At 70.1% G+C, this 13,485-nt stretch carries 13 protein-coding genes; 4 read left to right on the forward strand and 9 right to left on the reverse strand.

Annotated features, from left to right (window positions below):
* The first annotated feature begins 590 nt into the window (after positions 1-590).
* The 3 genes from clpS to ACFOGJ_RS04895 all read left to right on the forward strand — a co-directional run bounded on the left by clpS (position 591) and on the right by ACFOGJ_RS04895 (position 4,205).
* A complete protein-coding gene (gene clpS, locus ACFOGJ_RS04885) occupies positions 591-917 on the forward strand; it encodes an ATP-dependent Clp protease adapter ClpS (RefSeq protein WP_379898585.1) in 327 nt (108 codons plus the stop codon).
* 10 nt (positions 918-927) lie between these two features.
* Positions 928-3,288: an ATP-dependent Clp protease ATP-binding subunit ClpA gene (clpA, locus tag ACFOGJ_RS04890; RefSeq protein WP_379898586.1), complete on the forward strand. Its 2,361-nt coding sequence runs from the start codon at positions 928-930 to the stop codon at positions 3,286-3,288.
* A 107-nt stretch (positions 3,289-3,395) separates the two neighbouring features.
* Entirely contained in the window at positions 3,396-4,205 is an 810-nt protein-coding gene (locus ACFOGJ_RS04895) for a 2-keto-4-pentenoate hydratase (protein ID WP_379898587.1), read from the forward strand.
* Between the two features lie 34 nt (positions 4,206-4,239).
* On the opposite strand, the gene ACFOGJ_RS04900 is transcribed toward ACFOGJ_RS04895, so the two are convergent.
* Together ACFOGJ_RS04900 and ACFOGJ_RS04905 are read right to left on the reverse strand one after the other, a co-directional pair.
* Positions 4,240-5,055: an alpha/beta hydrolase gene (locus ACFOGJ_RS04900; RefSeq protein WP_379898589.1), complete on the reverse strand. Its 816-nt coding sequence runs from the start codon at positions 5,053-5,055 to the stop codon at positions 4,240-4,242.
* 26 nt (positions 5,056-5,081) lie between these two features.
* Positions 5,082-6,332 (reverse strand): multidrug effflux MFS transporter, encoded by a 1,251-nt coding sequence (locus ACFOGJ_RS04905; protein WP_379898590.1) that lies wholly within the window; start codon positions 6,330-6,332, stop codon positions 5,082-5,084.
* Positions 6,333-6,465: 133 nt separating this feature from the next.
* On the opposite strand from ACFOGJ_RS04905, the gene ACFOGJ_RS04910 reads away from it, so the two are divergent.
* Positions 6,466-7,065 carry a TetR/AcrR family transcriptional regulator gene (locus ACFOGJ_RS04910; protein WP_379898592.1) on the forward strand — a complete coding sequence of 200 codons (600 nt, stop codon included), beginning with the start codon at positions 6,466-6,468 and terminating at the stop codon, positions 7,063-7,065.
* A 4-nt stretch (positions 7,066-7,069) separates the two neighbouring features.
* Here ACFOGJ_RS04910 and ACFOGJ_RS04915 read toward each other — a convergent pair whose 3' ends face one another.
* The 7 genes from ACFOGJ_RS04915 to ACFOGJ_RS04945 all read right to left on the reverse strand — a co-directional run bounded on the left by ACFOGJ_RS04915 (position 7,070) and on the right by ACFOGJ_RS04945 (position 13,473).
* Positions 7,070-7,960, reverse strand: coding sequence for a CopD family protein (locus ACFOGJ_RS04915; protein WP_379898593.1), 891 nt, complete (start codon positions 7,958-7,960; stop codon positions 7,070-7,072).
* Positions 7,961-7,998: 38 nt separating this feature from the next.
* Entirely contained in the window at positions 7,999-8,385 is a 387-nt protein-coding gene (locus ACFOGJ_RS04920; protein ID WP_379898594.1) for a copper resistance CopC family protein, read from the reverse strand.
* Positions 8,386-8,399: 14 nt separating this feature from the next.
* Positions 8,400-9,107, reverse strand: a complete 708-nt coding sequence (locus ACFOGJ_RS04925) for a copper resistance protein B (RefSeq protein ID WP_379898595.1) — start codon at positions 9,105-9,107, stop codon at positions 8,400-8,402.
* On the reverse strand, positions 9,104-10,849 hold the full coding sequence (locus ACFOGJ_RS04930) for a copper resistance system multicopper oxidase (RefSeq protein ID WP_379898596.1): 1,746 nt from the start codon (positions 10,847-10,849) through the stop codon (positions 9,104-9,106). Before ACFOGJ_RS04930 ends, ACFOGJ_RS04925 begins: the two co-directional genes overlap by 4 nt.
* A gap of 105 nt (positions 10,850-10,954) precedes the next feature.
* A complete protein-coding gene (locus ACFOGJ_RS04935; protein ID WP_379898598.1) occupies positions 10,955-11,392 on the reverse strand; it encodes a hypothetical protein in 438 nt (145 codons plus the stop codon).
* 125 nt (positions 11,393-11,517) lie between these two features.
* Positions 11,518-12,723 carry a GNAT family N-acetyltransferase gene (locus ACFOGJ_RS04940; protein WP_379898600.1) on the reverse strand — a complete coding sequence of 402 codons (1,206 nt, stop codon included), beginning with the start codon at positions 12,721-12,723 and terminating at the stop codon, positions 11,518-11,520.
* A 9-nt stretch (positions 12,724-12,732) separates the two neighbouring features.
* Positions 12,733-13,473 carry a glycerophosphodiester phosphodiesterase family protein gene (locus tag ACFOGJ_RS04945; protein ID WP_379898601.1) on the reverse strand — a complete coding sequence of 247 codons (741 nt, stop codon included), beginning with the start codon at positions 13,471-13,473 and terminating at the stop codon, positions 12,733-12,735.
* Between the last annotated feature and the right edge of the window lie 12 nt (positions 13,474-13,485).

Raw genomic sequence — 13,485 nt, forward strand, 5'->3', positions numbered from 1 at the left:
AGATGGGAATGCCCAGACTCGCATGACCTCAATCCCTCGAACCGCCCGGTGCGGACCCGCATGCCGGGTGGTGTGGCAGGGGCGCGATCCGCAAGGATCGCCCCCTATGCCGATTTTGGGGCCGCCGGCCCGGCCGGAGAGGGCGGGCGCAGGGCGGCGGATATCCGCCGATTGCCGCGGCGGGCGCCGTCGGGTGATGGCCGTTCCGGCCGGTCCGCGGGACTGCGGAAAGCGAAGCGGCGGTTGCAGACGGAGATCCGTTATCCGGGGGGAGGGGATGGACAAGCCCCCCCGCTGCGACGACATTAGGGAGGCAGGGCTGTCGAGGGGTCGCTTTCCCCGATGCGTCATAGGCGCCGCTGTCCTTCGCAGGTGCGGTTCGCGGCTGCACATGCCGGTCCGGTGCGGCCGGCGGCAGCCCGGCGGACGGCATCCGGCGAAGGTGGCAGCCGGCGAAGGTGGCAGCCGGCAGGCGACTGGCGCAGCCGGACGCGGAAGCGGCTTCCGGCCGGCGGCCCGACGGATGCAGATGGTCTGCCAGCCGGCGGCGGCAGGTGAGGGCAGGGACGAGAAGAGCAGCACGGTAGGGAATGAGCGACGAACGCAAGCCTGGCGACGGTGCGCCGAACACCGGTGTGGTCACACGGACCAAGCCGAAGACGCAGAAGCCACCGATGTACAAGGTCTTGATGTTGAATGACGATTACACGCCGATGGAGTTCGTGGTCTACGTGCTCGAGCGCTTCTTCCAGAAAAGCAAGGAAGAGGCGACCCGCATCATGCTTCATGTCCACCAGAAAGGCGTCGGCGTCTGCGGCGTCTACACCTACGAAATCGCCGAGACGAAGGTCACCCAGGTGATGGACTTCGCCCGGCAGAACCAGCATCCGCTGCAATGCACCATGGAAAAGGCGTGAGGGACCCGAGTTGCCCACATTCTCCCGCGATCTCGAAGAAACACTGCACCGCGCGCTGAACCTGGCGACCCAGCGTCGCCAGGAATTCGCCACCCTGGAGCATCTGCTGCTCTCGCTGACCGAGGACAGCGACGCCGTGGCGGTGCTGCGGGCGTGCAATGTCGAGATCGAGAAGCTGAAGACGCGCCTGATCGCGTTCCTGGATGACGAACTGAGCGTGCTCGTCGCCCAGGATGCCGAGGACGCCAAGCCCACCCTGTCGTTCCAGCGCGCCGTGCAGCGGGCGCTGTTCAACGTCCAGTCCTCCGGCCGGGAGGAGGTCTCGGGCGCCAACGTCCTTGTCGCGATCTTCTCCGAACGCGAGAGCAATGCCGTCTATTTCCTGCAGGAGCAGGACATGACCCGGCTGGACGCTGTCAGCTATATCAGCCACGGCATCGCCAAGGCCCCGGGGCGCAGCGAGCGCCGGGCCGTTCGCGGCGCCGCCGGCCAGGAGCAGGACCGACCCGGCAATGGCAGTTCGCCGGAGGAGGGCGAGGGCGGCCAGGAGAAGTCGCAGGAGGCGCTGGACGCCTATTGCATCAACCTCAACGAGAAGGCCAAGGCCGGCAAGATCGACCCGCTGATCGGCCGCCAGGCGGAGATCGAGCGCACGATCCAGATCCTCTGCCGCCGCACCAAGAACAACCCGCTCTATGTCGGCGATCCCGGCGTCGGCAAGACCGCCATCGCCGAGGGGCTGGCCCGCCGGATCATCAATTCCGAGGTGCCGGACGTCCTGCTGAACGCCGTGATCTATGCGCTGGACATGGGCGCGCTGCTGGCCGGCACCCGCTATCGCGGCGATTTCGAGGAACGGCTGAAGCAGGTGATGGCGGAACTGGAGGCGATCCCCGACGCGGTGCTGTTCATCGACGAGATGCACACCGTGATCGGCGCCGGCGCCACCTCCGGCGGCGCGATGGATGCCTCCAACCTGCTGAAGCCGGCACTGGCCAGCGGCACCCTGCGCTGCATCGGCTCCACCACTTACAAGGAATACCGCTCCTACATCGAGAAGGACCGCGCGCTGCTGCGCCGGTTCCAGAAGATCGACGTGAAGGAGCCGACGGTCGAGGACGCGGTGAAGATCCTCAAGGGCCTGAAGCCCTATTACGAGAAGCATCACCACATCCGCTATACCGACGATGCGATCCGCACCGCGGTGGAGCTGTCCTCGCGCTACATCAACGACCGGAAGCTGCCGGACAAGGCGATCGACGTGATCGACGAGGTCGGTGCGGCCGAGCTGCTGAAGCCGCCGAGCCGCCGCCGCAAGACCATCGGCGTCCGCGAGGTCGAGGATATCGTGGCGAAGATCGCCCGGATCCCACCCAAGAGCGTCAGCCGCGACGACAAGAAGTCGCTGAAGGACCTGGAAGGCAACCTGATGCGGGTGGTCTATGGCCAGGACGAGGCGATCAAGGCGCTGGCTTCGGCGATCAAGCTGGCACGTGCCGGCCTGCGGGAGCCGGAGAAGCCGATCGGCTGCTACCTGTTCTCCGGTCCGACCGGCGTCGGCAAGACCGAGGTGGCGCGCCAGCTGGCCGACATCATGGGCCTGCAGCTGACCCGCTTCGACATGTCGGAATACATGGAACGCCACACGGTCAGCCGCCTGATCGGCGCGCCGCCCGGCTATGTCGGTTTCGACCAGGGCGGCCTGCTGACCGACGCGGTCGACCAGAACCCGCATTGCGTGGTGCTGCTGGACGAGATCGAGAAGGCGCATCCCGACCTGTTCAACATCCTGCTGCAGGTGATGGACCACGGGAAGCTGACCGACAACAACGGCAAGAGCGTCGACTTCCGCAACGTCGTGCTGATCATGACGACCAATGCCGGTGCGTCGGAAATGTCGAAGCAGGCGATCGGCTTCGGCCGCGGCCAGAAGGAAGGCGAGGACGAGGAGGCGATCCGCCGCCTGTTCACGCCGGAATTCCGCAACCGGCTGGACGCCACCATCGCCTTCCGGCCGCTGGACCAGAAGGTCGTGCGCCGGGTCGTCGACAAGTTCGTCGCCCAGCTGGAGGCGCAGCTGTCGGACCGCAACGTCACCTTCTCGCTGACCGACGGGGCGACCGAATGGCTGGCGCGGGAAGGCTATGACGAACTGTTCGGCGCCCGCCCGCTGGCCCGCGTGGTGCAGGAGCATATCAAGAAGCCGCTGGCCGACGAGCTGCTGTTCGGGCGCCTGTCGAATGGCGGCCATGTGAAGGTCTTCATCCGCGGCAAGAAGCTCGACTTCGAGATCACCTCGGATGCCGGCGGCAAGAAGCGCACCCCGCCCAAGGATGGCGGTGCGAAGAAGACCGAGAAGGTCGACAGCTGAAGCCATCCTGCCGCCCGAACGGGGCGGCAGGCACAACGACGAAGGGGCGGACGAGGGCGCTTGTCCGCCCCTTTTCCGATTCTGCGGGAGCCAGGGGAGGAACGCCGATGGATCCGGTGGCGGAGGAAGTGCTGGGGCTGCTCGGCAGCGGGCGTCAGACGGAGCCGTTCAGCACGCGCGACCCGGCCTTTGACCTGACGCGTGCCTACCGTGCCGCGGCGGCGCTGCGTCAGGCGAGGATGGCTGCAGGGGAGCGGCCGGTAGGGCGCAAGATCGGCTTCACCAATTGCACCATCTGGGACGAGTACGGCGTGCACGCACCGATCTGGGGCGATGTGCTCGCCGGCACCCTGCGCGACCTGGCAGACCTGCCGGGCGAGATCCCGACCTTCGACCTGACCGGCCTGGCGGAGCCCCGCATCGAGCCGGAGATCGCCTTCGGGCTGGCAACACCGCCGGCGCCGGGGGTGGACGATGCCGCCCTGCTGGATTGCATCGACTGGATCGCCCACGGGGTGGAGATCGTACAGTCGATCTTTCCCGGCTGGCGCTTCGCCGCCGCCGACACGGTCGCGGCCGGCGGGCTGCATGGCGCGCTGCTGCTGGGGCCGCGCCATCCCGTGGGGCCGCGCCGCGACGCCTGGCTGCGGGAGCTGCCCGTCTTCGACATCGCGCTGTCCTGCGACGGCGCCGTCGCGGATCGCGGCACCGCCCGCAACGTGCTGGAAGGGCCGCTCTCCGCCCTGCGCCACCTGGCCGGGCTGCTGGCCGCAGATCCCGGCCAGCCGCCCCTGGCGGCGGGCGAGGTGGTGACCACCGGCACTCTGACCCGCGCGCTGCCTGTGGCGCGGGGCCAGACCTGGCGAACGGAACTGTCGGGCATCGACCTGCCGGGGCTGGCACTGCGCTTCCGCTGACCGCCAGACCGAGAAAGGAGGGCCGGGGGCGGTTTCAGGCCGCTTCGGCCATGCCTGGCAGGAAGCCGGCGATGGCGGTCAGCAGGCGCGGATCCTCCAGGATCGACATATGGCCGCTGCCGGGCAGCGGCAGCAATGCGGCCTGCGGCCATGCCGCGGCGAGGGCGGCGCTGTCGGCAAAGGGCACCACCGGGTCCGCCGGGTCGTGCAGCAGCAGTGCCGGATGGCGCAGCCCGGCCCGGACCGCATGCAGTTCCATGATGTCGGTGTGCGGCCCGGTGATCCGCTGAAGCAGCTCCGGGAAGCGTGCCGCCTCTGCCTCCGACAGGCCGACCGCGCCGACGAAGCGCTCCGCTGCCCGCAGCAGGGAGACCGGCCCGGCGACATGGATGCTGCGCGCGACCGTGAAGCCGCCGGCGAAGGCATGGATGCCGCCGGCCGAACCGACGGAATGGCCGATGAAGCTATCGACCGACTGGGGAGCCAGGTCCGGCAGGCCGGCCGCCAGTGCGCTGCCGATCGCCGCCACGGCCCGGCCGAAGGCGACGGGGTCGGCCCGCCGGCCCGCCGAGGCGCCATGTGCCGGCATGTCCGCGGCGATCACCTGGTAGCCGGCCGCCGTCAATGCCGGCACCAGGGCGTGGAACTGTGCCGCGGCCCCCTCCCAGCCATGCACCAGCAGGATGCGGGGACCCTGTCCCCAGGCCCAGAGCGCCAGCGCCTGGCCCTCATGCGCGAGGGTGTGGCGCTGCGCGGTTGCCATCAGGCCGGCCGCGGCGGGCAGGTCCGGCAGGCGCCGCGGCGTGGTGAACCAGGCGAAGGCGGTCTCCGCATCGATCGTCTTGCTCATCGTCGCACTCCCTGTCGTCGGTTGGTTCAGCTGCCGGCCGCGACCGGCGCCGGCGCCGCCAGGGCCCGGCACAGCAGCAGGGCGGCAAGGCCGGCGAGCGCCAGGATCCCCATCGTCAGCGGCAGGGTCAGGGGAAAGGCACCGGGCAGGGCGGTCAGCAGCAGGGTGCCCAGGGTGCCGCCCGCCATCTGCAGGAAGCCAAGCATGGCCGACGCGGCGCCGGCGACCTGCGGGAAGGGCTGCAGGGCGGTGGCGGTGCCGACCGGGTTCACGATGCCGAGCCCGGCGAGGAACAGGATCTGCGGCGCCAGGAAGCCTGCCAGGGTGATTTCGCCGGCCTGGAACAACAGGGCCATCGCGGCGGCGCCGGCTGCCATCATCGCCATGCCGAGCGACAGGGTGCCGGTGGCGCCCAGGCGCCGGGCGATCCGCGGTCCCGCTGCGCCGCCGGCGAAAACGGCGAACACCGTGCCGGCCGTCAGCAGGCCGAAACCCAGCGGCGTGAAGCCCAGCACATCGATGATCAGCTGCGGCGAGGCGGAGAAATAGGCGAACAAGGCAGCCAGCGCGAAGCCGGTGGCCAGCGCCGGCCCGAGGAACAGCGGATTGGCCAGCAGCGACATATAGGTGCGTCCGACCCGGCCGACCGCAATGCTGGCGGTTGGGGTGCGGTTGGTCTCGCCGATCCAGCGCAGGGTCAGCAGCAGGCAGACGGTGCCGAAGGCGGCGACGAACCAGAAATTGCCGCGCCAGCCCCAGACCGTCTCGATCAGCCCGCCCACCAGGGGCGAAAAGCCGGGCGCGCTGGCCATCAGGGTGGCGATCACCGCCATCGCCCGGGTCAGTGCCGCGCCCTCGAACAGGTCACGTGCGACGGCCCGCACCAGCACCACGCCCGTACAGGCACCGATCGCCTGCAGCACCCGCCACAGCAGCAGCATCTCGACGCTTGCCGCCAGCGCGCAGGCGATGCTTGTCGCGACATAGAGCGCCAGCCCGGCGAGCAGCACCGGCCGCCGCCCGTAGCGGTCGGAGAGCGGCCCGACGACAAGCTGGCTGATGGCCAGCCCGGCCAGGAAGACGGTCAGGGTGAGCCGGATGTCGGCGGCACCGACCTGCAGGTCCGCGGCCAGTCCGGGAAGCGAGGGCAGATAGAGGTTGGTCGCCAGCAGGCCCAGGGTCGACAGAGCGGTGAGCAGCGCCAGCAGGCGGCTGCGCCGGGTGCGGATGTTGGGCAGGAGCAGGCCTGCAGCGGATCCCATGCGGCTTTCGGACATCGCTCGATCTCTCCCGGGTGCCGGTTGTTTGGATGATGTTCGACATCTATATAGATTATGGGTATCATCCAAATCAAGGGTGGCGCCGAACTTTTCCGAACCGGCGGCCGCCATTCCCGAAGGTGGAGGACGGATGCGGCAGTCGAAGGAAGAGGCGGCGCGGACCCGTGCGCGGATCGTGAAGACCGCGTCGCGCGCCTATCGGCGGCGGGGACTGGACGGTGTCGGCCTGGCGGAGGTTATGGCGGAGGCCGGGCTGACCCATGGCGGCTTCTACAAGCATTTCCCGTCGAAGGACGCCCTGGCGGCGGAGGCGGTGGCCTTTGCGCTGGAGGAGACCCGCGGCACCCTGCAGGCGGCGATCGCCGCGGCGCCGCCCGGCGGCGGCCTGACCGCGCTGGTGGAGACCTACCTGACCCCGGCCCATCGCGACCGGCCGGAGCGCGGCTGTGCGCTGGCCGCGCTGGGCACCGCGGCGGCGCATGGCGCGCCTGCGGTCAGGGCGGAACTGGCGAAGGGCTATCGCCGGCTGGCGGACCTGGCGGCGGTGCAGATGGCCGGCGGCGATGCAGAGGCGAGACAGGCGCGGGGACGGGCCCTGGCCTCTGCCATGGTGGGCGCGTTGATGCTGGCGCGGGCGGAGCCGGATCCGGCACGGGCCGATGCGGTGCTGGCGGAGAACCGCGCCGCCCTGATCGCGGCGTTCGGCGGCGGGACGCCCGCCATCGACTGACCGGTCAATGGCCGAGGGTCGCCGGCGCGGCCTCCAGGGTCACGAGCGCTGCGGTCGCCAGGAGGATCAGGGCGACGAGCCCGATCTCCGCCAGGATCGAGAGGCGCAGGCGCCGGGCGGCGCCGGGAGCCTCCGCGCGCAGCGCCGGCACATGGCGCCAGCGATTGCCGGCAGCCAGGCCAAGCAGGGCCGCCACCAGTGCGAGCTTGGCCAGAAGGATGCGGCCATAGCCGGTGGCGAACAGCGCCTGCACGCTGCCGACAAGCTCGATTGCCATGGCGAGGCCCGCCATCAGCAGCAGTCCCACCGCCATCGTGGCGACCTGTCCGAAACGCTGCATCACGGCCGCGGCGTTGCGCGGCGGCAGGCTGCCGGCCAGCCGAAAGAGAGGCCAGAGCGCACCGATCCAGAACGCGGCGGCGGCGAGATGCAGGCCCAGCAGCGGCGCCAGGAGCGACATGCCCGGCGTCGTCGCGTGCCCGCTGACCGTGAACGACAGGATGATCGCCGCCAGGCCGCAGACCGCGGCGAGTCCGGCGGTTGGCCGCCATCGCGGCCGGCGCAGGAGCGCGGGTGCGCAGGTCAGGCCCAGGCCCAGGATCCGCAGTCCCGCGCTCTCCCCCACCGGCCCGGCCAGGACGAACCGCCACATCGCCCATTCGCCCAGGGTGGCGGGATCGCCACCGCCCAGGAACAGGACCCGCGCGGCAAGGGCCAGCAGCACCAGCGCCAGGCCGGCCGCTGCGAGCCGCGGGCCGTCGGCGACCTCCAGCGACCATTCCCGCCGCGGCAGGCCGTGCATGGCCAGGCGGAAGAGGACCGTTCCCGCCGCGGCCAGGCAGGTGCCGTAGACCCCGGCGGTGAGCAGGATCAGGATCCATGTCCAGATATCCAATGCGGTCCCCCCTGCTGCGGCCCTGCGGTGCCCTGGGGCTACTTCACCGTAAAGCCGATGCTGCCGGACATGGGATGTCCGTCAGCCGACTGCGCCCGCCATTGCAGCCGGTAGTCGCCGGGCGGCAGGGCGTCGAAGGTGACTTCGGACTGCGCTGCCGGGCGCATCGCGCTTTCCCGGTGCGTCTCGACCTCCCGGCCGGCAGCGCCTGCGAGGCTGACATCCGTCACCAGGACGGTCTCCGAAAAGCTGAGGCGCGCCGATGTCGGCGCGGCAGAAAGCTTTGCGCCATCCGCCGGGTCGGAGGATGTCAGCCGGGCATGGGCAAATGCCGGCGCGGTGGCAAAGAGGCCGATTGCTGCTGCAAGCATCGTCGCAAGGAGCGGCCGCGACCGGCGCCGCATTGCGTGTACGCGTTTGGTCATGATTGTCCCTTTTCCTAGAACCAGAAGCGGATGCCGACCAGGGCATAGGCCGAGCCTGGATCCTCGCCTTCTGCCTCGGCCAGTTCCGACGTGCGGCCGAGCTTGCGTTCCCAGCCGATGCCCAGATAGGGCGCCACTTCGCGGCTGAGGTGGTAGCGCAGCCGAAGCCCGGTCTCCAGCTGGGTCAGGCCACTGCCCAGATGCAATGCAGGTACGTCCTGGACGGCCGCATCCAGCTCCAGCTTGGGTTGCAGCACCAGGTCCAGGGTGATCGGCAGGTCGTATTCCAGCTCCAGCCGGGCGGAGAGGTCGCCCCGATCGCTGGCAAAGCCCGCCAGGTCGATCTCCAGCCCATAGGGCAGTTCGCCGGCCAGGCCGAGGACGGCGAGGCTGCGGCCCGGCTCCGGCCGGAAGTCCTGGCGAAGCCCGGCCTGGATATCCAGGAACGGCGTCAGCAGCCGCGAATAGAGGAGCTGCACCTCCGCCTTCTCGAAGGCGCCGTCGCTGCCGCGCTCGCCCTCGGTCTTGACGAGCGCCTTGTCGAAGTCGCCGCCGTACCAGGCAAAGGCTTCCCAGGCGACGGCATTGCCGCCGCCCTGTCGGAATTCCAGCTGCTCGACCTGCAGGTGGAACAGGGGCGGCAGTCCTTCCGCGGCCTGTGCCATACCGGCCGCACCGGCCTGGACGGCCGCGAGGACCGCGATCGCGGCAAGATATCTCATCCGCGGCGCTCCCCCTGCAGGGCCGCTGCCCTGCGTTCCACGATGAAGCGGGTCATCATGCCCGACGCCATGTGGTAGAGCAGGTGGCAGTGCAGCGGCCATTCGCCCGGCTCGTCGGCGGTGAGCAGCGCGGAGGCGCTGCGCCCAGGTGGCACGATGATCACGTGCTTCAGCGGCCGGTCCGCATCGCGGCCGTTCTCCAGCTCCATGAACATGCCGTGCAGGTGCATGGGATGCGCCATCATCGTCTCGTTGACGAAGCGCAGCCGCACGCGCTCGCCATAGGCGACACGCACCGGCATGCCATGGTCGAACTTCTCGCCGTTCAGGGTCCAGATGTAGCGGTCCATCATGCCGGTAAGGCGAAGCGTGATCTCCTGCTTCGGTTTGGGCGCGGCCGGCCGCGGTGCCAGGGCGGCGAGGTCGGCATAGTCCAGGATGCGGCTGCCCGGCGGCGCGCCCCTGTGGTCCCAGCCGACCGGTTCGGCGTCACCGGCACTGGCCGCGGCGGGACCGTGGCCCATCGCCGCATGATCCATCTTCGAATGGTCCATCTTCGAATGATCCACCGCCGGCGGCGTGGTCTTCGTGCCATGGTCCATCCCGGCATGGTTCATCGCGCCGTGATCCATCCCGCCATGGCCCATGGCACCGTGGCCCATGTCGCTCATCGACAGCAGGGCTCGTGGCCGCGGCGGTGGCACGGCGGCCGACAGGCCGGGTGCGACGGCCAGTGTGGCGCGGGCCTGCCCGGACCGGTCCAGCGGTTCCGCCAGCAGGGTATAGGCCTCCCGCTCGCCGGGCCGGACGATGACGTCGTAGGTCTCGCCGACGCCGAAGCGGAACTCGTCCACCTCGACCGGCCGCACGTTCTGGCCGTCCGCTGCGACCACCGTCATCGGCAGTCCCGGGATCCGCACGTCGAAGAAGCTCATCGCCGAGGCGTTGATGAGGCGCAGCCGGACCCGCTCGCCCGGTGCGAACAGGCCGGTCCAGTTGTCGGCCGGTCCGTGGCCGTTCACCAGGAAGGTATAGCCGGTGACGTCGGCCAGGTCGGTCGGGTCCATCTGCATCTGGCCCCAGTCGAGCCGGTCCGACAGGGCCGCGCCGAAGCCCTTGCGGTCGGCCTCCTCCAGAAAGCCCAGCAGGGTGCGCTTGCCCCTGTTGTAGTAGCCGGGTTCCTTCTTGAGGTTGGCGAGCACCGTCATCGGGTCCTCCGCCGTGTGGTCGGACAGCAGGACCACATGGTCGCGGTCCGCCAGGACCGGGTCGGCGCCGCGGGGCGCGATCACGATCGCCCCGTACATGCCGCTCTGCTCCTGCATGGCGGAATGCGAATGGTACCAGTAGGTGCCGGCCTGCCGCAGACGGAAGCGATAGGTCCAGGTCTCGCCCGGGGGGATCGCGACGAAGCCGTTGAAGCCCGGCGCGCCGTCCATCAGCGGCTCGATCAGCAGGCCATGCCAGTGGATCGAGGTCGGTTCGGCCAGGCGGTTGGTGGCGTGGACGACGATCTCCTCGCCCTCGCGCCAGTGCAGGGTGGGGGCGGGCAGGCTGCCGCCGATCAGGGTCGCGCGGCTGGCGCGGCCGTCGATGGTGACGCGGCTTTCGGTGATGGCGAGATCGAGGGTCGTGGCGGCGGCGAACGTGCGGCGTCCCGGCATGATCGAGACGATGCCGGCGGCACCGGCAAGGGAAAGGAACTGCCGCCGGTCGGGCCGGCAGGCTGGAAAGGAGGGCATGGATCGACTCCCGGGTCGAGAGGCCCGGCAACGCCGGGCGGAAGGACTCACCTGCGACCGGTTCTTGCCGCGCGGGGGCGGCATGACCGGCCGATGGATCGGGAGTCAGGTTCTGGGGGGGCGGTCCGGTGGCGGCAGCGAAGACCCGCTCAGGCCGAACAGGGTCACGGTTCCCGGACGGGAGCGATGGATCCGCGTATCGGCCATCGCTGACGGCAGAGTGCCGGCGTGACAGGCCGTGCCGCAGCAATCTCCCCCGCTCTCTTGGCTGCCATGGCCGTGGTTGTCATGGCCACCGAGGGCGTCACAGGCCATGGCATGACCGGTCCCGGCCGCAGCGGAACCGATGGCCGTTGCCCCGGGATGTCCTGCCGCATGCGGCGCGGCAGCGTGGCCGTGCGAGCCGTGGCCATGGACGGCGGCCGTGTGTGGCGACGGGACGGGGGCGGCGTCCGCAGGCGCGGCGGCGGCGGCGAGCAGAAGCAGGCCGGCGATCGCCGCCAGCAGCCCCCAGCCCAGTCGTCCCGTCGCCAGCGTGATCATGCCGATCTCGAATGCCTTGTCCCGGATGGTTGCGTCCCGTCAGCGGGGAGAACAAGGATGGGCAACAGCCGGGGGATACGCAAGCTGCCGCCGGGCCTTGCCGGAAAAGTGATCCGCCGCCCGCCCTATTCCGGCTCTTCCTCCGGCGGCGGCGCGGCGTCGGGGTCGATGCGGAACGGCGAATGCTGCGACAGCCAGGCGATCTCCTGGTCGACATGGCGGCGCTCCTGGTTCAGGAACTCCGCCACTGCCTGCCGGAAGCCCGGATCGGCGATCCAGTGGGTGGAATAGGTGGTCTTCGGCAGGTAGCCGCGCGCCAGCTTGTGCTCGCCCTGGGCGCCGGCCTCGACCCGCGCCAGGCCGCGCTCGATCGCGAAGTCGATCGCCTGGTAGTAGCAGCATTCGAAATGCAGGAAGCGGTGATGCTCGATGCAGCCCCAGTTGCGGCCATAGAGCGCGGTGCCGCCGATCAGGTTCAGCGCGCCGGCGATCCAGCGCCCCTCGCGCCGGGCCATCACCAGCATTACCCGGTCCGCCATCGTCTCGTGCAGCTGCTGGAAGAAGGCGCGGTTCAGGTAGGGGCGGCCCCATTTGCGGCCGCCGGTATCCATGTAGAAGGCGTAGAAGGCGTCCCAGTGTTCGGGTTCCAGGTCGCCGCCGGTCAGCCGCAGCACCTCGATCCCGTCGGCCAGCGCCTCCCGCCGCTCCTTGCGGATCGCCTTGCGCTTGCGTGACGAGAGGTCGGCCAGGAAGGCGTCGAAATCCGCATAGCCGCGATTCTCCCAGTGGAACTGCTCGCCGGTGCGCTGCAGGAAGCCGGCCTCGGCCATCAGCTCCCATTCCCGCCGCTCCGGGAAGGTGACATGGACCGACGAGACCTCCAGCTGCCGCCCTGCCTCCATCAGGCCCAGGGACAGCAGATTGACGGTCTCCGCATAGGGCTGGTCGGGCCGCACCAGCAGCCGCGGCCCCGTCGCCGGGGTGAACGGCACGCAGACCTGCAGCTTCGGATAATAGTCGCCGCCGGCGCGCTCATAGGCATGGGCCCAGCTGTGGTCGAAGACATACTCGCCGAAGCTGTTGCCCTTCAGATAGGCCGGCACGACGGCCAGCAGGCTGCCGTCGGCGTCCTGCAGCAGCAGGTGGTGCGGCGCCCAGCCGGCGCGCGGCGCGGTGCAGCCGGACACCTCGAGCGCGGCCAGGAAGGCATGGCTCAGGAACGGGTTGTCGCTGCCGGCGCAGGCATCCCAGTCCGCCGCCGCGATCTCGCGGATGTCGGTGCACAGGCGGATCGTCTTCGCCGGTGCGTCCCTGTCCCGCTCCTGCGCCATGCCGCCGCCTCAGGCCGTCTCTTCGAAGATGATGGTGTCGGCCGCCTCCGCCGCGCGGGCGCGCTCCGCATCGCTGCGGACGGTCCAGGTCAGCACCGGCAGACCGACATGTCGGTAGCCGGTGCTGAGGTCCGACGGCAGGTCGCGGATGTCGTAGGCCAGGAAGTGCGGCCGGCCGACCCGCATCCGCAGCATCTCCATCAGCGCGTCCAGCCGGTTGCCGCTGAAACCTTCCGGATAGCGCGCGCGGTCCATCGCCACCTGGCCGCGGATCCGCTCCGGCCAGGCCTCCGCGAACCAGGTCACGACCCCGGGATGGAAGCTCATCACCGCGGCTTTCGGGGAGCTGTCCCCGAGCACCGCGCCGACCGCTTCCGCGGTGGCCCTGTATTCCGGCCCTTCCGCCTTGACCTCCACCAACAGCGGCGCGTCCGGGCCGATCGCCGCCAGCACCGCCGCCAGGGTCGGGATCCGTTCCGCGCCGTCGGCCAGGGTGACCTCCGACAGGGCATCGGCCGGCAGCTCCGTCACCTTTTCCGGACGTCCGGCAAGCCGCTTCAGGTCCGCATCGTGGAACACCATCGGCACACCATCCGCGGACAGCTGCACGTCCAGTTCGATGCCGAAGCCGGACTGGCGGGCGGCGGCGAAGGCGGCCAGCGAATTTTCCGGCCGTTCCGGGCCGGGCCTGTGCAGGCCGCGATGCGCGAAGGGCTGCGCGGTGAGCCAGTCCGGCGGGTTCAGTATCATTGTCCTTTGTCC

It is taken from the genome of Marinibaculum pumilum (assembly GCF_042646425.1).
Taxonomy (GTDB): Bacteria; Pseudomonadota; Alphaproteobacteria; order Ferrovibrionales; family Ferrovibrionaceae; genus Marinibaculum; species Marinibaculum pumilum.